Here is a 23,175-nt window from a genome sequence, read left to right as displayed (position 1 = left end):
TACACAGCTGCTGTGACCCTGGGCATTGATATTAAAACATACAGTTAAGTTATTCTTATTAAGTTAAGATAGCTGGGAAATACAGGCAGACTTAACAAGTGAAAGATAGCGAGTCACATCAGAATATGAGTCAGGCTCCAGCCGTGACACTTAATAACGTCAGCCTTCGGTACGAAGAAGGTCCGGACGTTTTAACAAGCCTTAACCTGACTCTGCGGCAAGGGGCTTTCCATTTTCTAACCGGTCCCTCCGGCGCAGGTAAAACCTCACTGCTAAAACTCCTCTACCTCGACCAGCGTCCAACCAACGGCGTTGTTCATCTTTTTGGCACGAATGTGACCGCCGCTGCACGTGGCGAACTGCCTGCAATTCGCCGCAAAGTTGGAGTCGTATTTCAAGAGTTTCGTTTACTTGACCATCTTTCGACTTTTGACAATGTTGCTTTGCCATTGCGCGTGGCGGGGCTATCGGAACCTGAAATCAAGAGTAATGTCACCGAGCTGTTATCTTGGGTCGGACTTGAAGATTACATGGACGCTAGCCCCCCTATTTTGTCAGGGGGGCAGAAGCAACGCGTCGCGATCGCTCGGGCTGTCGTCAACCGCCCTCGTTTAATCTTGGCTGATGAGCCAACAGGCAATGTGGACGATCAGATCGCACTGCGCTTGATGCAACTGTTTATTGAACTCAACAAACTGGGCTCCACAATCGTCATCGCAACCCATAGCGAGCAACTGGTGCAACGGTTTGGTTTTCCACGCCTCACTTTGGCCAATGGCAACCTGACAGAGCTACCTCCCTTATCGCCGCACCCCGATGCCAAGGGTCCAGTCGCGGAAAGGACCGCGCCATGATGAGTCTGAGAACTGATCTCCCCTTAGGGGGTGACAGCGCCTCTAGGTTTATTCCATGGCTCGTTGCGATCATGGTCTTTCTGGGTATCTTATCCGTCAGTGGCGTGACCGTTTTTGACTCTATTCTTTCAGGCTGGTCTCGCTCCGTCACCGGCACCGTAACGGTGCAAATCCCCGCCCTTCCCGCAAGCACTGAAGAAGATGCCAATGAGGCGCGAACAGCCCGCGCACTTGACGCATTGACGGTTCTTCCCAACGTAGAGTCTGCCCGCGCACTCACAGACGAAGAAATTGACGCTCTTCTCGCACCGTGGCTTGGCGAGGGCGCTGCAGCGAGCAACTTGCCGCTCCCAGATCTTATAGATGTTTCACTTTCAGATGATTCCGCCGACGCTATAGAGAATTTGAAGGCAGCAGTCGCCGCTGTTGTTCCAGACGCCATCATCGACGACCATAGACGGTGGTTTGAACACCTTATCAATCTGACTGAGGGGTTTAGAACTCTCACAATCGGCGTTGCAATGGTCGTGACATTAGCGCTAGCGCTCACAATTATTTACGCCACACGCGCCAGCTTGGCCGAGTTTAAAGAGGTCATCTCTGTCCTGCACTTCATTGGCGCCAAAGACATGTACGTCGCCAGTCAATTTGCCAAAAGAACGTTAGTTGCTGCGGCCAAAGGATGCGCTGGTGGCCTTACAGCAGGACTTATTGCGCTGATCATTATCGGTGTGCTGGCGAGCAATGTTGAAAGCGGATTCTTGCCTGACATTAACTTGGGACTAGCGTTCTGGCTCACATCCCCGTTGGTCGCACTTATAGCCGCCGGATTGGCAATGGTCACGGCTTACCTGACCGTACTGAGCACATTGCGGTCCATGATTTAGCCATGGCCGTAAAGACCTTTTCATTGAAGCGTATCGCCCTCACGCTAGCGGCCGCATTGGCTCTGAGTTGGCTTATCGGCCTGATTGCATATGGGCAAAGCGTGCCTGAGGAGATAAAAGACACAACCACGGTAACAGACGCCATCGTTGTTCTGACTGGCGGAAGCGGGCGTGTCGATGAAGGCATTGCCTTGCTAGAGCGCGGCATGTCACCGCGGCTTTTCGTATCTGGGGTCGGTCGGTCGGTGAGTATTACTGATATCTTGGAGACGAGCCCGATTAGCCAAGATAATCTGTCGAATCGCATCGCCATCGGGTCAGATGCGGAAGATACACCAGGCAATGCCTCAGAAACGTCGAAATGGGTAGAGCAAAACAACATTCATTCTATCCGGCTTGTGACGGCAGCCTACCACATGCCTCGGAGCTTGCTTGAGTTTCAGTATGCCATGCCAAACGTCCACATGGTCGCCCATCCGGTTTTCCCGGATCAAGTCAAAGCCGATTGGTGGAAATATCCAGGCACCACAAGTCTGCTGGCGCGAGAATACACGAAGTACATTATAGCTTACCTCAGAGTGAAACTGGGTCTGGCTCCCCTACCCCTGAGTTCAGAGCCTGGGCCAGAAAAGGGAGTTACAGAGTGATAGCTCTGCGATCAACGTTGTACCTTGTCTTATTTTTAGTCTGGACCTTGAGTGTCGCATTGCTTGGGCTCCCCTTCCTCGTGACCCGGTTAGGCGCGCTATCCGTCACCCGTTTTTGGTCGCACGGTGTGGCTGCGATGGCCAAGTGGATTGTTGGCGTAAAGTTTGAAATACGGGGCCGTGAAAACCTGCCGGACGGTCCCTGCATTTTGGCAGCCCAGCATCAATCCGCATTTGAAACCTACATGCTTTTTCTGATGTTCAAATACCCGGTCTTTATTCTCAAGCAGTCACTTCAATGGATCCCGCTAGTCGGGTGGTACATCAAACGCGGTGGACTCATCCCCATCAACCGGGGGGCTGGGGCGAGTGCGATGCGTCAGATTTTACGGGGTGCCAACGAGGCCTTAGCGCGGGGTGAGTCATTGCTCATCTTTCCTGAAGGCACGCGGACGGCACCAGGGTATTACGAAGAATATAAGCCGGGAATTGCCGCCCTCTATGCCCACTGCGATGCCCCTGTTATTCCAATGGCTCTGAACACAGCGGAAATTTGGGGGAAGACGCGCCTGAAAAAGTTACCTGGCACGATCATCTTTCAAATCCTCCCTGCAATTCCAGCCGGATTAACGCGCGCTGAGTTTTTGACGGCTTTGCGCACTGCAATTGAAACCGCCAGTAAAAAACTGCCCGGCCCAGATCGCACTGTCTGAGTAGCAATCATTGTTTATTGTGACCTCCTGACGAAGAAATCCGGTCCATGTGGATAAGTCTGTGGGAAAACTCAAGTGATTGAGAGAGAGCTTCAGCTGTTCCAGATTTTAAACTGTGTTTTCAGACAGTTATGTGACAATCCGTTTCGCCTCAACAGAGCCATTTACGTAAAAGTCCAGGCTTGTTGGCGAGTCGTTGGGATAGGAAGCACGATACGTTGTAAGCCCCACTTTTACGGGACTTTTTAACACTCTAGGATTAGAGTGCGCCCCCGTCAGAGTCTGCCGGAGCACCTAAGGAGCGTAAATCGTGGTCGCACTATCTGCCATTGCCAGCGAAATTTGGGACATGAAGTACCGTTTTAAGGCATCTGACGGTCAAGTTGTGGACAAAACAGTCGCGGACACCTGGCAGAGAGTGGCAGAAGCCCTGGCGTCTGTCGAAAATGACCCTGCCGCCTGGGAACCCCAGTTTTATCAAGCGCTTGCAGGTTACCAGTTCCTGCCTGGGGGGCGGATTCTGGCCGGTGCAGGTACAAAACGAACTGTTACGCTGCACAATTGCTTTGTCATGGGCACCATTGGCGATGACATGGCGTCCATTTTTGAAAACCTGAAAGAAGCCGCCCTGACGATGCAGCAAGGTGGCGGCATTGGGTACGACTTCTCCACGCTGCGCCCCAAAGGGGCACCGGTGAAAGGCGTCGGCGCGGATGCCTCTGGACCGCTATCGTTTATGGACGTGTGGGATGCCATGTGCCGCACGATCATGAGCGCTGGCTCCCGCCGTGGCGCGATGATGGCAACGATGCGTTGTGATCACCCGGATATCGAAGCCTTCATCAAGGCCAAGCAAACCCAGGGACGGTTAACGAACTTTAATCTATCCGTTCTGGCCACTGATGACTTTATGGCCGCGGTCAAAGAGGATGGCGACTGGACGCTAACCTTCGGCGGACACAAGTATAAAACTCTAAAAGCCAAGGCATTGTGGGACAGCATGATGCGTGCCACGTATGATTACGCTGAACCCGGTGTGATCTTTATTGACCGCATCAATGCCCGAAACAATCTGGCCTATTGTGAGCAGATCGCAGCGACCAACCCTTGCGGTGAACAGCCTTTGCCACCTTACGGCACCTGTCTTCTGGGCTCGATTAATCTGGCACGTTTTGTTAACGAGCCTTTTACCAAGAACGCCCGCGTCGATGAAGATGCGCTCAGCCGTGTTGCCGCGACCGCGGCCCGTATGATGGACAATGTGGTCGAAGCTTCCCGCTACCCGGTGGCAGAACAGCGCAACGAAGCGGTGAACAAGCGTCGTATTGGCCTTGGCATTACAGGTTTGGCGGATGCCCTCATTCTCTGCGGACTGACCTACGGAACGCCAGAGGCCGTGGCAGCGGCGGAACGCTGGGCTGAGATCATTTCTCATGCGGCCTACCGCGCCTCTATTGACCTTGCCAAAGAGAAAGGTGCGTTCCCGCTGTTTGAAAAGGAAGGGTATCTGGCCAGCCCGACCATTCAGGCACTGCCGCAGGATATCCGTGATGGCATCGCCGAATACGGCATTCGCAACGCCCTACTGACATCTATTGCGCCAACGGGCACGATCTCACTGTTTGCTGATAACGTCTCGTCAGGCATTGAGCCTGTATTCAGCTTCACCTACACGCGTCACGTGGTGCAGCCGGACGGCAGCCGGAAATCCCAGGAGGTTAGCGACTACGCCTATCGCATGTTCCGCGATCAATTCGGCGAGGATGCGGCGTTGCCCGCGTACTTTGTTGATGCGCAAACACTGCACCCCGCAGCACATCTGGCCATGCAGGCCGCCGTGCAAAGGCACGTGGACAGCGCGATTTCCAAAACCATCAATGTGCCGGAAGACTTTCCGTTCGAGCAGTTCGCCAACGTGTATATGACGGCCTACGAAACCGGCTGCAAAGGCTGCACAACCTACAGACCATCCGACGTGCGCGGGGCGGTCCTGGAGGTCAAAAAGGCTGACGCGGCTGAAGCCGTTGCCGCGCCGATGATACCCCATGACACGTCCCAGCCGCTGGACCGGCCCGATGCCATTCCGGGTCAGACTTACAAGCTGAAATGGCCCGAGAGCGATCACGCCATTTACATCACGGTCAACGATATCCTGGTGCAAACGCCAGACGGACAATCCCAACGCCGCCCGTTTGAAGTGTTTATTAACTCCAAGAACATGGAGCACTACGCCTGGACGGTGGCTTTGACCCGCATGATCTCGGCTGTGTTCCGTCGCGGGGGTGATGTTGGATTTGTTGTGGAAGAACTCAAAGCCGTGTTTGATCCGCGCGGCGGCCAATGGATGAATGGCCGCTATGTGCCGAGCCTGCTGGCCGCCATTGGTGGGGTGATTGAACAGCATATGATTGAGATCGGGTTTTTGGTGACAGAGTCGGACGCCAACCTGAACCTGGCTGAGAAAGAACCGGATAATGTGGTGCGGCTCGACCGCCCGGCCCGTGATCCGCGCTTCCGGGCCTGCCCGAAATGCGGCATGTATGCACTGATGCGTCAGGAAGGCTGTGATTCCTGCACCAGCTGCGGCTTTTCAAAGTGTAGCTAATGGGTGCAGACTGTATCTAAGAAAGCAGCACAGCCTCGGAGATCAGATCAAATGTCCCCCGTTCCAGGAACCGTCCCTGAAACCTACGAAGCCCGCGTACAAACCTCTCGGGAGCGGCGACGGCTCGCCCAGGTGCGTAAATCTTTCGATGCCGGCATGACGCTGAAAGCGGACGGGAAGCGCATTGATCCGAAGTTTTTCACAGCCTGCGTGGCTTACATCAAAGAGTCCATGGATCGGCTGCATGCGCAGGATCAACGCATTCACGATTTTCTGCTGCCTCATGTGACGGCAGGTGACGACCATGCCAAGACCTTGGAGGTCTTAGATGTGCGCCTAGCGAAAAGCCGCGAGGCATTGGGCGCTCTGGTCGCTGCGGCGGAGGCTTATGCGCAAGCTGGCGAGGCCGGCTGGCCTGACTTTCAGGCCGCTGAAGCCGCGTTCATGGAGGTCTATATGAACATCCTCTTGAACGGCCAGCATTCCACCCTGACGTTACAGGAAGAGGTGTTTGACGAGCGCACCTGGGATCAAGTGGCGGGTGTCACTCCAGCAAGCCTGGCCCTGGAAGACGAACTCTATGCGAAGGTACAGGAGCTTGCCCCCGAGGGTGCAGACCCGGTTTCGTTTGTCGGCAGCCGGCCCGCTCCCGGTGCTGGAGCGCCCGGCAAACAGGCCCCCCGCCCGTAATTCGCTTAAAGCTTATAACTCTCGTCAAGCCTATCGAGCTTGCGCCGGAAGCCCTGCCACGCCAGATCAGGCACCGGCAGGGTGTTGGTGGCCCCACCCGCAACTGAGCCTGGGCGGCGGCGGCCAGAAACCTGCGCCCGGACTTTGTCTTGCGCCGCTTGAGACGGCAACCCCAGCTCAACCCCCCCCGCCAACGTCATCACTTGAATGGTGCACGCCTTATGCAGGGCATGCATTTTAGAGAACGCTGAGGCCACATTCGGCCCCAGGGTCATGAGGCCATGATTGCGCAGGATGACGCAGTTTTTATCGCCGATATGATCAACAAGACGCGCGCGCTCGTCGGTGTCCAGGGCAATGCCTTCGAAGTCGTGGTAAGCGAGGTCCGCCAAGGTGCTCATGGCATCTTGGTTGAGCGGGAGCAGGCCGTCTTTCTGGCCGGCGACGGCCACGCCCTCGTTGGTGTGCAGATGAATGACGCAGTGAGCGTCGTCCCGGGCGTTATGCACAGCGCCGTGTATGACATAGCCGCCGACGTTATAACCCAGCCCGGTTTGATCGAGCAGGATGTCGCCGTCCTGGGTGATCTTCACCAAGCTTGAGGCGGTGATTTCGTCAAAAAACAGACCAAAGGGATTGATCAGATAATGGCGTTCATCGCCGGGAAGTCGCACCGAAATATGAGTGAAGATGTAGTCATTCCAGCCGAACAAGGCACAGAGCCGATAGCAGGCGGCGAGATCAACCCGGAGCGCCCACTCCTCCTCTGAGACCTGGTCCCGAATACTGCGCTCCCCAACGTGCAAAGCTTCCGCCATCCCACCCTCCTTGATATCTGACCAACACGATAGCGTGGAGACTGAGACAGCGGAAGAAGCCTTGAGCGATTAGAACTTTAAGCGCGTTCCCACGGTGAAGGTATGGGCGTTGACCCGTTTGTCAAAGTTGAAGGTGGTATAAGCGCCCTGTCCGGCCAAATCCAGGCGTCCAGAGCGAGTCCAACTGTAATCAGCGGTCAGATCAAACGCCCCGGCATCATAGGCAAAACCCGCTGCAACACGGGTCCCGAACTCGCTGTCAGACCCATCAACAAGCTCGAACTCACTGGTTGTGCCCACGTTGAGCGTGCCCAGTGTGGTGGCTTCCAGATTGGCATCCATAAGCCCCACACCCACACCGATATAGGGGGTCAGAGCCGAGCCGGTAGCGAAATCATAGTAGGCCATGGCAAAGCCGGAGAGGCTGCTGTAATCGCCGTCAACGGTGCCGTTGAGACAGGGACTGCCTGACAGTTCACCGCAGGGCACAAACACCTGGACGTTTTCTTGGAAGGTGCCATCCAGATCGGCTTCACCGTAGCTCACATCAAATGCGGTACGAAAGCCGTTGCCGAAGCCATAGCCGAGAGTGCCCCCAAGCGTAAGACCACGGCCGCCGTCGAGATCTAAGTCCGCCGTGGCGGGGTCTGCAAAGCTCATGCCCTCGATAGACTGAAGACCGCCGTAGAGCTTGGCATACGGGCCGGCGTCTTGCGCCGCGGCAAGGGAGGTCATGGCCGCCAGAGTGACAACAGCAATTGAAGAGGCCGTTGCAGCGCGCTGGCGTAAGCCAAAAACTTTAGTGAAGAGAGACATGATGAAGTCCTTGTGAATAGGAGGTCGAAAACAGGCGCGAGAACAGCCCTGAAATGAGGCAGGGTTATGGCAGTTCCAAGCCGGCTGCTGCATGGCGGCTATGCATTTGACACAAAGCAGTGAGCCCTTTTCTGGGCTCCCCCCCCTTGGTTCGAGAATTATTGTTTGGGGTCTCGCCTTTGGAACGAGACTTTCTTGTTGGGGGCTTGTCCGAGGGACAAGCCCATGCACGACTGGTGCCGCCCAAACGAGCCCATGCACGTATGATCGGTGGAACGAGCCCATGGAACCACCTCGGCGCACGACCTTGGAACGAGTCCCCCCCTTCAAACCCAGATAAAACACTCCAGAATCGGCGGTTTTTCATAGGTTTTTTTGGTTTGTTGCACGATCGTATGCGTTGTTCTGGTTCCCCGTGAGGGATGGGGATAAGCTCGTAAAGCTGGGTGAAGGAGCACAACGTCAGTGACACCGCAATTGCATAAAGTTTGGTTGTTTGGCCACCGCTGGATCGGGCTTCTGCTCGGCCTGGCCATCGCCCTGATTGGCCTGTCCGGCTCGATTTTAGTGTTTGAGGACAGCATCGACTCAGCCCTGTACCCTGAACTGCACACGGTCATCCCCACCGGTCCCCTAAAATCTTTTGACGACCTGGCCGCAGCGGCCCAAGCCGCCCACCCCAACAAGAATCTGTTATACCTGTTGCGCAATAATGATCAGCCGGAGACGTCGGTCAGTGCGTTGATGGCGTGGAAAAGCCGCCAGATGCCGGACCGTACGCAGGTGTTTCTCAACCCCTACACCGGCGCCGTTCTGGGCGGCCGCCCCGAACACAGCTGGCTGGGCATGGTGCATGATTTTCATGGCGAGTTTCTGGCCGGCCCCACCGGAGAAATTCTGGTGGGCGCGCTGGCCATCGTGTTGCTGTTCAGCCTGACCGGCGGACTGGTGCTGTGGTGGCCAAAATCAGCAGACGGGGCGGAATCTGGCAAAGGCCGATGGAAGCGCGCGCTGAGTGTCAAAAGCTCGGGCACCCTGAAACGCCTGCTGCGCGATCTGCACAATGTGACCGGTGCCTATTTTTTCGTGGTGCTGTTTGTCTGTTCGCTGACGGCTTTGCCCCTGATCTGGCCCGAGGACAGCAAAGTGGTGCTGAGCACCGTGCTCGGCGATCCGCCCGCCGTGGAGCATCGGCGTAGCTCCACTCGCCCGGAGGACCTGAGTAATACTGACAACCGCATTAGCCTGGGCCAGGCGGCGAAGATCGGCCAAGCGCAGTCTCCCGGCCATTGGGTGAACCTGGCGCTCAACGCCTTCGGGCCAACGGGAAGCTATATGATCCGCACCCTGCCTGCGGGGGAAACGGCCATGAGCGCGTCGATCACCGTATTTGTGGACAGATACTCGGGTGACGTCATCGACACCGCCAATCCGTCGCAGCAACATATTGTGGACGCGCTGGCCAGCGATTTCGCGGGCACCATTCACAACGGCTCTATTCTGGGCCTGCCCGGTCGTTGGCTGGTGTTTGCGGGCGGACTGGCGTTTCCGATGTTGTTTGTCACCGGCCTGATGCTGTGGCTGCGCCGTAAGTTTACCAAAGACGTGCTGACCGATCTGCGCGAGCAGCCGCAAACCCGCACCGGCAAGCCGACCCGCAAAGCCAAGGCGAGACCTCACTAAAGCAGAGACCCAGAAAGCAGAATGCCTCAGCAGATATGATTTTAATGGTGTGAAGAGGTCTACCTTGGTAGCGTGAAGGAATTCACTTTGAGCGTATCCAAAAATCCAACCAGCTAAGGAGACGACTGATGCAAAAATCGTTTACGGCTGCAGCCACAGTGTTTCTCACCGCATTCACCTTTGTGGCCTCGGCCTGGGGCCACGCCCTGAGTGTCGATAAAGATGCCCCCGCCGGAGGGTGGCACCTGGTGCAAATTGGTATTCCCCATGGCTGCGCGGGCAGCCCAACCACCGGCATGCGTATTCGTATTCCTGACGACATTTTCATGGTGCGCCCCGAAGTGAAAGCCGGTTGGGCGTTGAGCACGAACATGCGCGAGATGGACCCGCCGGTTACATCGGAAGGCGTGACTTATACAAAGTCGGTCGATGAAATTATCTGGCGCGGTGGAACCCTTGGTGATCTGGAATTCGACCGCTTTAATTTTCTGGCCCTGATGCCGCGCAAGGAAAACGCAACGATCTACTTTCTGACCATTCAGGAATGCGCTGAAGGCGAAAACAAATGGGTGGAAGTGCCGGAAGGCGACCGCAGCTGGGGATCGTACGCGCACCCCGCGCCCTTTGTGACAACCGGCACGTTGCCAGTGCGTCGCGCTGCCGCCTCGGCCGAATAAAACGCGCCTCGTGTCTGTGCTGCCGCCGGTCGTACGCTTAAGTGCGCTCGGCGGCGATCAGCGCGAACGTTGATGGGGGGGATGGGAATACTACCTACGCCGCCCCGTCACTCTGTTGGCCTTGAGCCGCTAAGCAGCGGCTTTGGCCCCCAGGTGTTCAGCCTTTGTGATCCAGCCCACAATCTTCTTCTTACTGGCGAGTTTGACGGAACCGAATTGCAGAATGTTCTTGGGCTTTAGCCCACAGAACCCAAACACCTGATTTTTAATCACCCGGCGCGCGGGCTTGAGGTAGAGCAGCGTATCAATAATGGTTGGCGTATCGGCGGTGATGATGGCATCTGCGGTTTTGCCGATGAGCAGTTTGTCCCAGGCCACACCCTTTTGATGATATTTGTAGGCAAACCCGGGCAGCAACGCGCGATCGAGCACGGCTTTGGCCTTGGTGGGCATGGCGCCCCACCAGTACGGGTGCACCACAAACACATGATCCGCCCAGGTGATGTTGGTCTGCCAGGTCTGGAGATCAGCCTCTAGCGGCAACATGTCCTTATAGCCCTCAAAGGTTGGATCAAAGGTCATATCGGCCAGGTCCATGCGGCGCACCTCTGACCCGGCAGCCTCTGCTCCGGTCTGATAGGCATCGGCGATGCCTGAGCACAATGACTCAGCTTTTGGATGCGCGACCCAAATAAAAATCTTCTTTGGCATAATGAAATCCTTTTCTTAATCAGGTATACTTTACACTGTGTAAAGTTGACGCGATGACAAGTATATGGAACTTTACATTGTGTCAAGAACGTATGTTGGATCAGGACCAGAAATTTTATGGAAACCCGCGAACGCATTTTGAGGTCGGCTTGGACGCTGCTGGAAGCTGGCCAAGGCAGCTCGGTACGGATGAGCGACATTGCCAAGGACGCCAACATCAGCCGGCAAGCGGTGTATCTGCACTTTCCGACCCGCGCGGACTTATTAATTTCGACGACGCGCTATTTGGACGAGGTTAAAGACGTCGATGGGCGATTGGCTGCAAGCCGTGCCGCAACAACGGGCGTCGATCGCCTGAGCAAATTCATAGAAGCCTGGGGCAATCACATTCCCGAAATCTATGGTGTCGCAAAAGCGCTGTTGGCGATGAAAGACACGGACGCCGAAGCTGCGGCAGCCTGGGACGACCGTATGCAAGCGGTGCGACATGGCTGCGAGGCGGCCGTTCAGGCGTTGAAGAAAGACGGCACGTTATCATCAGACTATGCGCCGAAACAGGCGACGGATGTTCTATGGACAATGCTCTCGGTGCCGAACTGGGTGCAACTGACTCGCGACTGTGGGTGGTCGCAGAAACGCTATATTGAAACCACACAACGCATGGCCGCGCGCATCCTTGTACGGCAGTGACAGCTCCACGCCCTTGCTTCTCTCACCTGCCCACTGCCTTCCCTTGCCTCCACACCCGATCAGGCGTACTGATTAAGGTGGAATTTAACCTAGACCGTTGGCGTGACACGTCACGTGATGGCACCCCGTGAGCGCTAATTCTTAGCGCTAACGGGATGCACTTTTAAAGGAGCTCCCCATGGGCAAAGGCGATAACAGGCGCAGCAACAAAGAAGTCAAAAAGCCGAAAAAAGAAAAGCCAAAGGCGACGCCTGTCGTCTCTGCCAGCGCGGTGCAGAAGACCTTTGCGCCCAAGGATAAAAAAGACAAATAGCGCAGAAACCGCTGTGATGAACCTGACCTTAACTGATCTCGTTTCTTGAGGATCAGGAGGTTAGGCCGCGCCACTTGTTTAGCAAGCACGCGATTCCCCGCGTACGCGCTTTCCTCACCTAGCCCGGCTTGCCCACACTGCTCTTATGTAGGGGGGTATAGACAACAGCACGGCCCAGGCCACACCCGAGATCAACACCAGACTGGTAAACAGCAGCCCAGACATCTCGCCGATGGGTGTGCCGGTGGGGGTACCTGTCAGCGCACTGACGATGATAAACGGGAACATCAGAACATTGGCCAACAGAGGTGAAATCTGCAGGCCGACAAACAGCCCGATAAACGGTGCCAAGAGGCCAAACAGAAATTTCAAAGCCAGCGTGCGTCGGGATATGGTCTGGTCCTCCGCAGAATAATAGAGCGCGTCAGAAAATTGGCGTGCCAGAAGGCGCGTTAATTAAGCCTCGTCCGCGTAAGCGGCTGAGTCGTAGGCTTGAGTGTCTTCCAAGGCATTCAACCAGCACTCGGAACCAATCACTTCAAACTTCATAGCGTCGTCACTGACTTTGTCCGTGCGGACAATCCAGACGATTTCAGAGGCGTTGGGAAACGAGGTGCCTTTGAGTTCATCGCCGTACAGGCGATGAAGCACCGCGTGGTCATCCATGCCATCGGCCAACAGCCGTACCAAAAACGACTCATTGGGGGGTGGCACGAGAAGCTCCCGCGCGGCCGCATTGGCGGCAGTAACCTCTAACTCAACGCGCACGGCATCGGGCTTGGGAAACGCGCGGGGAAAAGCGGCATAGAGCAAACTGCCCGCGTTGAACATGCGTTCATGCAGGGCGGAGTCCGCGTATTCTTCCCACAGCTTTTCATCCTGCATTTCATTGGACAGATTACGGCATTGACCATCACGCAAGACGTCGCCCATATCGTGCTTGAGCACCAGATAAGCGGCGTCTTCGGGCGTGAGGTCTTGCATGGACATCAGACACATCTCGCGCAGGTCGTCATCGCTGAGGCCCGCACGGTCACCAAACTCCATGGCATCGAGCAACGCGGCATAGTGCGCGGGGGTGCGCGCGCCTTCTATCTCCAGCAGGTTAGAGAAACTGAGCACGCGCACATGAAACTTGGGTGTCATACAGGGGGACTCAGGCCGCCGCGCATTTGATACAGGTTGTGGCGTAGGGCAGAGCTTCCAGCCGCTTGATGGCGATTTTTTCGTCGCACTTCACGCATATGCCGTAGGTGCCGTTTTCAATTTTGGCGAGCGCCTGCTTGATTTGTTGAATTTCGGCCATGGTTAAGGCGCCAACGCCTTCGAGCACTTCGTCATTTTCCGATTCAACGGCGTTTTCGGACCAATTGGCGTCGGGCGGCTCGCTGAGATCGGCGTCGATGTCCTCGGCGCGTTCATACAACTCGGCAAGCTTTGCTTCTAACTGGGCTTTTATTTTTTGAATTTCAGGCATTGAACTCTCCAATTTCTAATATGGCATGAGGATAGCGCAGATTCGCACAGGATTATACGCAGGAAAAGAGGCGCTAACCTCTGGTTAAAGGATATGGCCTGTCAAGCTGGCGGTATTTGATTTGCAGCAAACAAACCTTCGATACAAGCGACCGGTGGTAAAAGAGACTTATGGTAAAACAGAGTTGGCTTCACAAAACTTTACACTTCTGGACGTGAGAACCGGGGACTCAGCCGTTAAGCTTTAATCCTCGATGAGGCAGTTTCATCCGCGTTGAGTAAGATACAACGACCAAAACGCACCGCAGAAGAGTAATACGCTATGGATAACACATTTCAGGCCGCGCTTGCCTCCCGGCTAAAAAGTTTACGGCAGGCTGCTGGCGTCAGCGTGAGCGATCTGGCCCAGGCGTGCAATCTGGACATGGCCCAGTACACCCGTGTGGAAAATCAAGGTCACTGCCTAACTTTGGGACGGCTCTTCGACATTACTCACTCTCTCGGCACAACCATCGACTTTGTGACAGAGGGTTTAACGGAGTAGACGGTCAACTCAAGTTAGATTTTCCTAAAGCCACTTCTTCCAGCGGAAGAAGAGATACGGCACCACCGCTGACAATAGCATCAACGCCAGCGCCGCCGGATAACCCCAGGGCGAACTGAGTTCCGGCATTATTTTGAAGTTCATGCCGTAAATGCTGGCGATCAGAGTCGGCGGTAAGAACACGGTCGCCGCAATCGACAGAATTTTAGTCACCCGGCTTTGCTCTAACGTCAGTAGCCCAAGCACTGCGCTGAGCAGGAAGGCGCGTTGCGCCGCGACAAAATCAGCATACGCTGAGATATCGTTCACATCGCGGCGCAGGTCTGTGAGAAGGCGCTGGATGTCCTCTTCCCCAAACCAGGCATTGCGCACGTGATCAATCAACAGCCCCATGTTCAGCAAGCTCTCGCGCGCTTTGGCGTTGACGTCACTGTTGCGGCCAATTTGGGCAACGGTCTGCTGAAACTCAGCCGAGGAGATGGGGTTTTTGCTGCGATCAGAAAACACCCGCTTGGAGCCTTCATACATGGAGGCACCGTTGGCCTGCACATACTCGGACAGCCGGTTGATAAAAGCTGACAGAAGACCAAGGAACACATGGTGCCCGTCACTGAGGTTGTGGGGACGTTCCGCACAGGCCGTCGCATAGCGGGAAATGGGTAAGGGCTCGGATGCCCGCAGGGTTACCAGGCGCGTTTTAGAAACAAGGAAGGTGAGATCACTGATGTAGGGATAGAGTTCTTCATCCCGCGCGAGTACAGCGGCGGTTAAAACCAGGCACTCGCCATCTTGATAGGAGCGATCCGCCGGGGCGAGAAGCTGGGTGTCTTCGCTGGAAGGCAAAGAGAGTCCCAGCAGCCCCTCGACCCGGGCTTTTTCCTCGGCTGTGGGGTTGAAGAGATCAATCCACAGGGCGTCCGTCAGAGCGTTTTGAGACGGGCTGTTTTCAGAAACCACATTGTATTCGCTGCCAGAAACGACAAGGCGGTCATCGTGTTTTTTATACAAGGTCATCATGGCGGCGTTTTCTCTCTCAGACCCAAGCTATACCGTAAAAAAGTCGCGCACGCTCGCAGCAGCCCAAAGGTTGTGACCAGCCGTTCTCGTTTTATCATCAGGGGTCGCCTTTAGCGGGTTTAGGATTGGGGGCGGGTTTCCGCCAGTGCCCAAATGCTGGTTAAGCCAATGACCGTCAGCACCATCATATAGACAGCCACGGGCCAGTATGCACCCCCTGTCATCGCCAATAATGCGGTCGAGACAAAGGGCGCAATGCCGCCGCCAAACACCTGTCCCACCTGATAGCCCAAAGAGGCCGCCGTGTAGCGCACGTTGGAGACAAACAGCTCGGCAAAAAAGGCGGCGATGGGGCCGTACAAGGCCCCGAAGGCAAACAGGCCGAGGCTGAGGGCCCCCCAGATGATGAGGGGCTCGCCGGTGTTAACCATCCAGAACAGCGGAAACGCATAGAGCAGCATGAAAATACCACCGCCGAATAAGACCGGGCGTCGTCCAACCACATCGGACAGCGCGGCGAAACCAACGCAGGCGAAAATCTGCACGCCAGAGGCGATCAGCACGCCGGTGAGCATCACTTCACGCGGCACGCCCAAGGTGCCCGTGCCGTAGGACAACATGAACGAGATGATGATGTAATACGGCCCGCTGACCAGAACAAACACGCCGGTGGCCAACAGGATTTGCTTCCAATACTGACTCACGGCGCGGATGACCGGGGCTTTCTCGACCGCGCTTTGTTCGCGGATTTTCTGGAACTCAGGCGTTTCGTCGATCTTCATGCGAATGTAGAGGCCCACCAGCACCGGCAGGATGCTGAGGATGAACGGGATACGCCAGCCCCAGATCAGGAACTGATCGCCGCTGAGGGCAATGCAGAGGCTAAGGACGGCGGTGGCGATCAGGAACCCAAACGGTACGGCAGCTTGCGGCAGACTGCCCCAGAACCCGCGACGGTTTTCAGGCGCATATTCCACCACCATTAAGATCGCGCCGCCCCATTCACCGCCATAGGCCAAACCCTGGATAAACCGCAGCAGTGTCAGGAGAATGGGCGCCCAAACCCCAATCTGGGCATAGGTCGGCAAAAATCCGATCAGCATGGTGGCCACGCCCATGACCATAAGGGTCAGCACCAGCATGGGTTTGCGCCCGATTTTATCACCATAATGGCCGGCAATGATGCCCCCAATAGGCCGCGCGATGAACCCCACGGTAAAGGTGGAATAGGCCAGCAGTGTGCCGATGATCGGATCTTCCGTGACCGGAAAGAACAACTGCCCAAAGACCAAGGCCGCCGCACTGGCATAAAGAAGGAAGTCGTAGCCTTCCAAAGCTGTTCCGATAAAACTCGCGCCTGCAACCCGTTTCATGTGGCTTCCCCCCGCACCGGTATAAAGTGACTGAAGCAGTTCACCATATCCTGCGGGAATGGGCCAGCGCTGGGATGGCGGGAAAAAGCTGGAGGGTTAATCGAGCTGTTTTTTGTCGTCGGACAAGACTTTGATCTCGCGCTGCGGGAACGGAATTTCGATGCCGTTTTCCTTCAACGCCATCCAGATCATCAGCAGCAGGTCGGCGCCAACACGATTGGCCCCGTCATCAACGCCTTCCATCCAGAACTCCACCAGGATGTTAATGCCGGAGTCTCCAAAGCTGGCAATTTCAGCGTCCGGTCGTTCCTCAATCGGAACATCATCACCGCTTAAAACCCGCGGATGGCTGGCCACCACTTCCCGTAAAATTTCAAACATTTTGGGCAGGTCGGTTTTATACGCGACACTAAATTCAATGGGATAGCGCTGCTTCTGATTGAAGTGAGTCCAGTTGGTGAAAGACGTGGTGATAAAAGTCTCATTGGGCACCATGATATCTTTGCCATCGTAGGTCTCAAGAATCGCAGACCGCATGCTGAGTTCGCGAATGGTACCGCCCCGGCCGTCTTCCAGCTGAATGTAATCACCAATGGTAATGGAGCGATCCAGCAGAATGATAATGCCCGACACAAAGTTTGCCGCGATTTGCTGCAGACCGAAGCCGAGGCCAACACCCAGCGCGCCACCAAACACAGCCAAAGCCGTGAGATTGATTCCGACAACCTGAAGCAGCAACAGGAAAATGATTGCGAACAGCGAGATCTCGAACAGCTTGGCCAACACTTCGCGGGTGCCAATGTCCATTTTCTCGTTGTTACGAATGACACGCTTGCCGGTGTCATTGGAGACCCGGCCCAACCAAAACAGGATAAATCCAAACAGTATTGTACGCCCCAGGGCCAAAGCAGAGATACGAATATCGCCAGCATGAAACGCAACCCCATCCAAATAGAGGGTGACATCATCCAACCATCCAATGACGTACAGAACGGCAAGGGGCACGCCAATCCAGGTGACAATCAGGTTAATGGCCGCGCTGGTGACAAACGTGGAAACGATTTGATAGAGCAGAAAAACAACAGCCCACCCTTGAATGATGCGGGGCACCCACCCGTGCTGAACCATATCTTCGCTAATCTGAATGGCCACGCCAAGAAAAACGATATTAAAAACTGGGAAAACCAACTCTCCCGCCTTGTACAAAGCGAGACGAATATCGTAAATCGGACCTTGCGCAGGCGTGTCCCTAAACATACGAACCCGCGCCCGAATGCCTGTCGCAACAAGATAGGCCAACGCAATTGCAGCGAGGGCGAAGCTGACCTGTGCATAGAAAGTCACACTGAAGATCCAGCCAACAACGATATCCCAAGTTTGTTGCAGCCGGACGTTTAAATCTTCCACCGTGTCATCCCATTAATTTTACATAAGGTCAGAACATCACAACCTTAAAAGAGCCTAGGTCTGTTTGGGGTTTGGGAGCAAGCCTGATAAACTTTAATTTCATCTGCTGCACAGACGTAATTTCATCTGCCGCACAGATGTAAAATCCTCGGTTGCACAGAATCAGGCGTTCATACTAAGGCCGAGGTGTTGTAAGTACGCCCAAAGACATAAACAACCTGAGGCACGCACACACATGGACCATCTCGCGACCTTCATAAACCGCGACAACATGATTGATCTGGCCGCGTCAGCACTGCTGATCTTCGCGTTATTGGTGATTCGGTTTTTGGTGAATGGCCTGATCAAGCGCAACACACGCGCCAGCAGCGCAGAACGGCGGCGCTGGCTATCAGCGGTAAAAACCACCACTTTTTTGCTGATCGGTTTTGGCTTGATTGTGATCTGGTCCAACGCCCTTTCAACCTTCGCGTTATCATTAACCGCGTTTGCGGTGGCCATCGTCATCGCAACAAAAGAACTCATTCTTTGTTTATCCGGTGCGGTAATCCGCACAAGCCTGGATAACGTTGACGTTGGCGATTGGATAGAAATTGACGGAGTTGGCGCAGAGGTCGCGCAAAACGCACTCCTTACAACCACCCTCCTGGTGGTCGATCTTCATGGGGGAACCTACGCCTACACGGGCCGCAAACTGACACTGCCCAACAGCGTTTTTTTAACCAGTAAAGTTTTCCATATTCCAAAAGGCAGTTTTATCACCCACGACTTTAAAGTCACGCTTGAGAACAACATCGCCCTGAGCGCACGCATTGGCGTTGCTGAAGCCGCTTTAACAGAGGCGTGCCTCCCTTTTGCTGAGCAAATTAAATCAGAACTTATGAAACTGAGGAAACGTATTGATGTTGATATCGAGGGCGACGGCGCCTCGGTTAAATTGATCACCAGTGACTTGGGCAAACCTGCGTTGTTGTTTAGCTTGCTCTGCCCAAAGGATGAGGCGTTGAACATTCAGCAAGCCGTGACCAAGAAAATCTTATTCTCAGCGGTCACCGAGCCTGATGCTGTTTCTATCGCCACCGTTGATCATGCCTGAGCTTTAGGAGATACGGGTCAATTCAGACGCTATAACGGTGACGTTATTCCTTGGTAGAGACATAAGAAAACCCCGCCCTGGGTTTTTCCAGGACGGGGTAGGACTTTTATTTTTCTTGGTTTTATCGGTCGTCTTTAAAAAAGATCTGATCTGCTATTGCAGAGCTTCACCCAGTTCAGCCCGGACCTTCTGACGTAGAACGTCAATGGCGACGCGCGAACCTTTCATCTGAGTATGCCAGAAGGTCCATCCGTTGCAGGCCGGCGCGCCTTGAACGGCGGCACCAACTTGGTGAATAGAACCTCTGTGCTGATCTGAAATGAGCGTACCGTCTGCTCTTACTTTTGCGGCGTGACGTCCGGCAATGTCTGTGAGAACGGTGCCAGGCGGCAGGAGTCCGCGCTCCACGACCGAGCCGAACGGTATGCGCGGTTGAGAGCGCTTGGACGGCGTATCGAGAAGGGTTTTGTCTTCGATTTCTTTGAGACCTTTGAGACGCTGACGCGCACCTTTAATATAAGTTTCATCGCGTTCTATTCCTATGTACGAACGGCCCATCTGCTTGGCGACAGCCCCGGTGGTGCCGGTTCCAAAGAAAGGATCGAGCACAACATCCCCTGTTTTTGTGGCGGCCAGAATGATGCGATAGAGCAAACTTTCGGGCTTTTGCGTTGGATGGAGCTTTGAGCCCTCTTCGCCCTTTAAACGCTCAGCGCCCGTGCACAATGGCAGGGACCAGTCAGAGCGCATCTGCAAACCTTCATTGAGGTTTTTCATGGCGTCGTAGTTAAAGGTGTACCGGGCTTCTTTAGATTTTGCACACCAGATCATGGTTTCATGAGCGTTGGTAAACCGCGTGCCACGGAAGTTCGGCATCGGGTTGGTTTTGCGCCAGATCACATCGTTCAGAAGCCAGTAGCCGATATCTTGCAGGGCCGTACCGACGCGAAAAATATTGTGGTAGCTGCCGATCACCCACAAAGACCCGCTGTCTTTAAGAACACGGCGTGCCGCCGTCAGCCAAGCGCGGCTGAAATCATCATAGGCTTTAAAATTATCGAACTGATCCCAAGCATCATCGACGCCATCAACACGGCTGTTGTCGGGCCGCTGAAGTTCGCCGCCAAGCTGCAAGTTGTAAGGTGGATCAGCAAAAATTAGGTCGACTGAGTTTTCAGGCAAACTGTTCATCACCTCGACGCAGTCGCCACCGTAAATGACATTGGTTTTTAACGTCTCAGCACTCGCGTTTTTAGATGAAGCGCCTGCAGCACTTTTTGTCTTTGATTTAGATTTAGTCATGAAACATGCATCCCCGAAACTTGGAGCGGTGCCAGCCCGTATGAGCCGCCCCCCAAGCAAAATCCCCACGATCGACAGCCTCTTCGGCGGGCTGCCTGTTTATGACTCTAACAATGGAATCAATGGGTTAGGGAATGATTAACAAGATATCCACAGGATCTAGGCAACTGCGGGACGCCTTGTCCACATATGGGAGTCGCGGAGTCGATGACCGCTAGATGTGGGTGATCTAGAGAAAATCCTGATTAAATTTTTCTGGTGATGTGAGCAGGTTTTTCTAACGCCTTGCGACTTAATGCTTCAGCGCGGCGCGGATGGGCGCGAAGGACTTGCGGTGATGGGGGGTTACACCAAGGCGGTCCAAGCCCGCCTTATGGCCAGCGGTGCCATAGCCTTGATTGGTCTCCCAGCCGTAGCCTGGAAAGTCTTGGGCAAGATTTGCCATAAGTCGATCCCGTGTGACTTTCGCAACAATTGACCCCGCCGCAATCGACAGGCTCCGGCTATCGCCTTTCACGATGGTGCGAATGGCACAGGGCAAAGCAGGTGCTTTGTTGCCATCAACCAACGCGAGGTCGACAGAACATTTGAGGTCTTTGAGTGCGCGCGCCATGGCAAGGAAGGTGGCCTGCAAGATATTGAGGCTGTCAATTTCCTCAACCGACGCCATGCCCAGGCCAAGAATCACGGCAGAACTTTGGGATAACTCTTTATAGAGAACTTCACGCCGTATGGCGCTGAGGGCTTTTGAATCATCCAATCCATGCCGCAAAGACTCTGGAAGTGTCTCGCGATTGAGGATGGCAGCTCCGGCCACAACAGGGCCTGCCCACGGCCCACGGCCCGCTTCATCAATGCCAGCAACGATGCCCGGGACTTCACATTCTAAAGAGAAGTCAGGCATTGGACAGAAGCTGCTGCTTCCGCATCAAGGCACGTGAACGTGATTCTTCGCCACTAAAGTCCATGAGGCTTACCCATCTCCAAGATGGTGACAACGCGCCAGCCAGTGTCTTCGCGCCGAATAACGTATGTGGAATTGATAACATTTACTGTCTTCCCATCCGCTTGCGAGAGCTCCCACCTGAGCCGGGTTGTCGCAAAGTGATCAGACAATTGGGTAATTGAGTAATCGGCCAGTATCAGAGAGGCAATGCCCCGAGAGGCCAAGCTGTCGAACAATCCTTGGAGTTCTTCTTGCTGTTGGGCGTTTCCCCGCATGACACGCGAAGGGCCAGCAAAAGGAATACTGGTGACGTCCTCATGGTAAAAGCTTGCCACCGCTTCTGCCGACATGGCTGCCGAGGCTGCCGCATACAGTGTCACAAAATCGTGTGGTGTGGCCGGAACCAGATCTTGCTCGGCTGTCATAACGCGTGTTGGGGATGCCAGAAAGACCGCAACAACACAAACGCTCCATAGGTTTTGAAGCAGCATTTTACTGCCCGTTTTTGAGGGAGTCGTTGACGCAACATTTTGCAAGACCATGTCTTTATTCTTTCCTCTTAATCTTCCTGTGATGAATGACTTGGAACCACCGTCTTCTTTTTACGCCGCCGCCAATTCCAGACACGCCACCTTTTGACGCCGCGCATTTTAAGCTGAACGGCCGCGCTGATTTCCGGACCAAAGGCGATATCTAAGGTTTCATGCAATGTCGGAATCTGACGCCGTGCCACGGCATCCAAACGGTGTGCCACCAACAACCAAAGCGGGCTGAAGGCCAAGCTGAGCACCGTGACCGCAATCATCATGCGGGCCCCATCTTGATCCAGGATGCCGCGCTCCGCACTTAAAGTTGCCAGCAAGAAGGAAAACTCGCCAATTTGCGCGAGAACAACGCCGACTTGAACCGAACGGGGCCAGGACTGCCCCATAAGCCGGAGCGCGCCAATATTAACGATGGCCTTGATGACCGTCACCAGCAGGAGAAGTGTAAGAACAAGCAGCAAGTTGTTCCAGAGGTAGGTCAAATCCACCAGGAGGCCGATGGACAAAAAGAAAACCATCAACAACACAGCTTGCACGGGGTGAGTATGACGAATGACGTTTTCTCTTAATGTTGAGGAGCCAATCACAACACCCGCAAGGAATGCGCCATAAGCGGGCGACAACCCCATCACACCACTGAGTGTCGCCGCCCCAAAACAAACTGCGAGTCCGATAAGCGGTCCAAGATCCACATGACTGGTTAAGCGCTCGGGCACGGGAATATTGATTTGACGGTGCGTCAGTATCCAAAACAGACCGGCCATAAAGACAATAGAGCCCACAACACTTGCGGCCCCTGAGACGCTCATGACCCCATCAGACAGAACAGCAAGCACCAACATCATGGGGACGACGGCAATGTCTTGGGCGATCAACACGCCGACGGCAATGCGTCCCGTTGCCGTGGTGAGCTCGCCCGATTGCTCGAGCATTTTAATCACGACCGCTGTGGACGAAAGCGCAAAGGCAAAACCGGCGAGTATGGCGAGCGGAAAACTCCACCCCAGCAGCGCCATCAGACCGAGCCCCATGCCAATACCAGCGCCAACCTGAATGACTAACGTCCCGACGGCAACGGTCCAGGAGTCCATAAAGCGCCGGAGATCAAGCTCGGCGCCAACAATAAACAGCAGCATCAAAACGCCAAGCTCTGCCAGCAGCGCAACACCCTCGCGGTCTTCAACCAAGCCTAAGCCAGACGGCCCTAACACCACACCGGCGAGGATATAGCCAAGCACAGCCGGTTGACGCAGCCTGACCATGCCCAAGCCCAGCAACAAGGCGGCCAGAATGACCGTCGTCACACCTAAAATGCCCGGTTCAGTATGCATGAGGCCCTTTAAGTTGCTGCCAAAGACGCTTCAA

26 protein-coding genes are annotated in these 23,175 nt (G+C 54.8%); 13 read left to right on the top strand and 13 right to left on the bottom strand.

The window, feature by feature from the left end; genetic code table 11:
• Positions 1 to 125 precede the first annotated feature (125 nt).
• The 6 genes from RIC29_01695 to RIC29_01670 all read left to right on the top strand — a co-directional run bounded on the left by RIC29_01695 (position 126) and on the right by RIC29_01670 (position 6,396).
• Entirely contained in the window at positions 126 to 854 is a 729-nt protein-coding gene (locus RIC29_01695) for an ATP-binding cassette domain-containing protein (protein MEQ8733609.1), read from the top strand.
• Complete coding sequence (locus RIC29_01690; protein ID MEQ8733608.1) at positions 851 to 1,741, top strand: FtsX-like permease family protein; 891 nt, start codon at positions 851 to 853, stop codon at positions 1,739 to 1,741. Before RIC29_01695 ends, RIC29_01690 begins: the two co-directional genes overlap by 4 nt.
• A 2-nt stretch (positions 1,742 to 1,743) precedes the next feature.
• The gene (locus RIC29_01685; protein MEQ8733607.1) at positions 1,744 to 2,388 is read left to right on the top strand and encodes a YdcF family protein; all 645 of its coding nucleotides are present in this window, start codon (positions 1,744 to 1,746) and stop codon (positions 2,386 to 2,388) included.
• Entirely contained in the window at positions 2,385 to 3,101 is a 717-nt protein-coding gene (locus tag RIC29_01680) for a lysophospholipid acyltransferase family protein (GenBank protein ID MEQ8733606.1), read from the top strand. Before RIC29_01685 ends, RIC29_01680 begins: the two co-directional genes overlap by 4 nt.
• Before the next feature lie 310 nt (positions 3,102 to 3,411).
• Positions 3,412 to 5,706 (top strand): adenosylcobalamin-dependent ribonucleoside-diphosphate reductase, encoded by a 2,295-nt coding sequence (locus RIC29_01675; GenBank protein ID MEQ8733605.1) that lies wholly within the window; start codon positions 3,412 to 3,414, stop codon positions 5,704 to 5,706.
• A gap of 51 nt (positions 5,707 to 5,757) precedes the next feature.
• Entirely contained in the window at positions 5,758 to 6,396 is a 639-nt protein-coding gene (locus RIC29_01670) for a hypothetical protein (GenBank protein ID MEQ8733604.1), read from the top strand.
• A gap of 5 nt (positions 6,397 to 6,401) precedes the next feature.
• Here RIC29_01670 and RIC29_01665 read toward each other — a convergent pair whose 3' ends face one another.
• Positions 6,402 to 7,214, bottom strand: a complete 813-nt coding sequence (locus RIC29_01665; GenBank protein ID MEQ8733603.1) for a class II aldolase/adducin family protein — start codon at positions 7,212 to 7,214, stop codon at positions 6,402 to 6,404.
• A gap of 69 nt (positions 7,215 to 7,283) precedes the next feature.
• Positions 7,284 to 8,030 (bottom strand): outer membrane beta-barrel protein, encoded by a 747-nt coding sequence (locus tag RIC29_01660; protein MEQ8733602.1) that lies wholly within the window; start codon positions 8,028 to 8,030, stop codon positions 7,284 to 7,286.
• Positions 8,031 to 8,495: 465 nt separating this feature from the next.
• Here RIC29_01660 and RIC29_01655 point away from each other — a divergent pair, with 465 nt between their 5' ends.
• Positions 8,496 to 9,713 carry a PepSY-associated TM helix domain-containing protein gene (locus RIC29_01655; protein ID MEQ8733601.1) on the top strand — a complete coding sequence of 406 codons (1,218 nt, stop codon included), beginning with the start codon at positions 8,496 to 8,498 and terminating at the stop codon, positions 9,711 to 9,713.
• Positions 9,714 to 9,841: 128 nt separating this feature from the next.
• Entirely contained in the window at positions 9,842 to 10,390 is a 549-nt protein-coding gene (locus RIC29_01650; GenBank protein MEQ8733600.1) for a YcnI family protein, read from the top strand.
• 129 nt (positions 10,391 to 10,519) lie between these two features.
• Here the strand turns inward: RIC29_01650 and RIC29_01645 are convergent, their stop codons facing one another.
• Complete coding sequence (locus tag RIC29_01645; protein ID MEQ8733599.1) at positions 10,520 to 11,101, bottom strand: NAD(P)H-dependent oxidoreductase; 582 nt, start codon at positions 11,099 to 11,101, stop codon at positions 10,520 to 10,522.
• A 117-nt stretch (positions 11,102 to 11,218) separates the two neighbouring features.
• On the opposite strand from RIC29_01645, the gene RIC29_01640 reads away from it, so the two are divergent.
• Both RIC29_01640 and RIC29_01635 read left to right on the top strand, forming a co-directional pair.
• Positions 11,219 to 11,791 (top strand): TetR/AcrR family transcriptional regulator, encoded by a 573-nt coding sequence (locus RIC29_01640; GenBank protein ID MEQ8733598.1) that lies wholly within the window; start codon positions 11,219 to 11,221, stop codon positions 11,789 to 11,791.
• A 178-nt stretch (positions 11,792 to 11,969) separates the two neighbouring features.
• Positions 11,970 to 12,104, top strand: a complete 135-nt coding sequence (locus tag RIC29_01635; GenBank protein MEQ8733597.1) for a hypothetical protein — start codon at positions 11,970 to 11,972, stop codon at positions 12,102 to 12,104.
• 114 nt (positions 12,105 to 12,218) lie between these two features.
• Here RIC29_01635 and RIC29_01630 read toward each other — a convergent pair whose 3' ends face one another.
• The 3 genes from RIC29_01630 to RIC29_01620 all read right to left on the bottom strand — a co-directional run bounded on the left by RIC29_01630 (position 12,219) and on the right by RIC29_01620 (position 13,581).
• Entirely contained in the window at positions 12,219 to 12,476 is a 258-nt protein-coding gene (locus tag RIC29_01630) for a hypothetical protein (GenBank protein ID MEQ8733596.1), read from the bottom strand.
• 84 nt (positions 12,477 to 12,560) lie between these two features.
• On the bottom strand, positions 12,561 to 13,250 hold the full coding sequence (locus tag RIC29_01625; protein MEQ8733595.1) for a hypothetical protein: 690 nt from the start codon (positions 13,248 to 13,250) through the stop codon (positions 12,561 to 12,563).
• Between the two features lie 10 nt (positions 13,251 to 13,260).
• A complete protein-coding gene (locus RIC29_01620) occupies positions 13,261 to 13,581 on the bottom strand; it encodes a TraR/DksA family transcriptional regulator (protein MEQ8733594.1) in 321 nt (106 codons plus the stop codon).
• A gap of 321 nt (positions 13,582 to 13,902) precedes the next feature.
• On the opposite strand from RIC29_01620, the gene RIC29_01615 reads away from it, so the two are divergent.
• Positions 13,903 to 14,124, top strand: a complete 222-nt coding sequence (locus tag RIC29_01615; GenBank protein MEQ8733593.1) for a helix-turn-helix transcriptional regulator — start codon at positions 13,903 to 13,905, stop codon at positions 14,122 to 14,124.
• A 24-nt stretch (positions 14,125 to 14,148) separates the two neighbouring features.
• On the opposite strand, the gene RIC29_01610 is transcribed toward RIC29_01615, so the two are convergent.
• From RIC29_01610 to RIC29_01600, 3 genes are all read right to left on the bottom strand, one after another.
• Positions 14,149 to 15,141, bottom strand: a complete 993-nt coding sequence (locus tag RIC29_01610; protein ID MEQ8733592.1) for a CorA family divalent cation transporter — start codon at positions 15,139 to 15,141, stop codon at positions 14,149 to 14,151.
• A gap of 119 nt (positions 15,142 to 15,260) precedes the next feature.
• Positions 15,261 to 16,514 carry an MFS transporter gene (locus RIC29_01605; protein ID MEQ8733591.1) on the bottom strand — a complete coding sequence of 418 codons (1,254 nt, stop codon included), beginning with the start codon at positions 16,512 to 16,514 and terminating at the stop codon, positions 15,261 to 15,263.
• Positions 16,515 to 16,610: 96 nt separating this feature from the next.
• A complete protein-coding gene (locus tag RIC29_01600; GenBank protein MEQ8733590.1) occupies positions 16,611 to 17,921 on the bottom strand; it encodes a mechanosensitive ion channel in 1,311 nt (436 codons plus the stop codon).
• A gap of 235 nt (positions 17,922 to 18,156) precedes the next feature.
• Here RIC29_01600 and RIC29_01595 point away from each other — a divergent pair, with 235 nt between their 5' ends.
• Entirely contained in the window at positions 18,157 to 19,017 is an 861-nt protein-coding gene (locus tag RIC29_01595; protein ID MEQ8733589.1) for a mechanosensitive ion channel family protein, read from the top strand.
• Positions 19,018 to 19,170: 153 nt separating this feature from the next.
• On the opposite strand, the gene RIC29_01590 is transcribed toward RIC29_01595, so the two are convergent.
• Positions 19,171 to 20,208, bottom strand: coding sequence for a site-specific DNA-methyltransferase (locus RIC29_01590; GenBank protein MEQ8733588.1), 1,038 nt, complete (start codon positions 20,206 to 20,208; stop codon positions 19,171 to 19,173).
• A 109-nt stretch (positions 20,209 to 20,317) separates the two neighbouring features.
• On the opposite strand from RIC29_01590, the gene RIC29_01585 reads away from it, so the two are divergent.
• Positions 20,318 to 20,461 (top strand): hypothetical protein, encoded by a 144-nt coding sequence (locus tag RIC29_01585; protein MEQ8733587.1) that lies wholly within the window; start codon positions 20,318 to 20,320, stop codon positions 20,459 to 20,461.
• A gap of 150 nt (positions 20,462 to 20,611) precedes the next feature.
• On the opposite strand, the gene RIC29_01580 is transcribed toward RIC29_01585, so the two are convergent.
• Genes RIC29_01580 through RIC29_01570 form a run of 3 tightly spaced genes read right to left on the bottom strand, consistent with a single transcriptional unit; the run spans position 20,612 to position 23,141 of the window.
• The gene (locus RIC29_01580; protein ID MEQ8733586.1) at positions 20,612 to 21,223 is read right to left on the bottom strand and encodes a ribonuclease HII; all 612 of its coding nucleotides are present in this window, start codon (positions 21,221 to 21,223) and stop codon (positions 20,612 to 20,614) included.
• 53 nt (positions 21,224 to 21,276) lie between these two features.
• The gene (locus RIC29_01575; protein MEQ8733585.1) at positions 21,277 to 21,807 is read right to left on the bottom strand and encodes a DUF4440 domain-containing protein; all 531 of its coding nucleotides are present in this window, start codon (positions 21,805 to 21,807) and stop codon (positions 21,277 to 21,279) included.
• A 17-nt stretch (positions 21,808 to 21,824) separates the two neighbouring features.
• A complete protein-coding gene (locus RIC29_01570; protein MEQ8733584.1) occupies positions 21,825 to 23,141 on the bottom strand; it encodes a cation:proton antiporter in 1,317 nt (438 codons plus the stop codon).
• Positions 23,142 to 23,175: the final 34 nt, after the last annotated feature.

This window comes from Rhodospirillaceae bacterium, assembly GCA_040219235.1.
Taxonomy (GTDB): domain Bacteria; phylum Pseudomonadota; class Alphaproteobacteria; order Rhodospirillales; family Rhodospirillaceae; genus WLXB01.
This window is presented reverse-complemented; position numbering and strand designations above follow the sequence as displayed.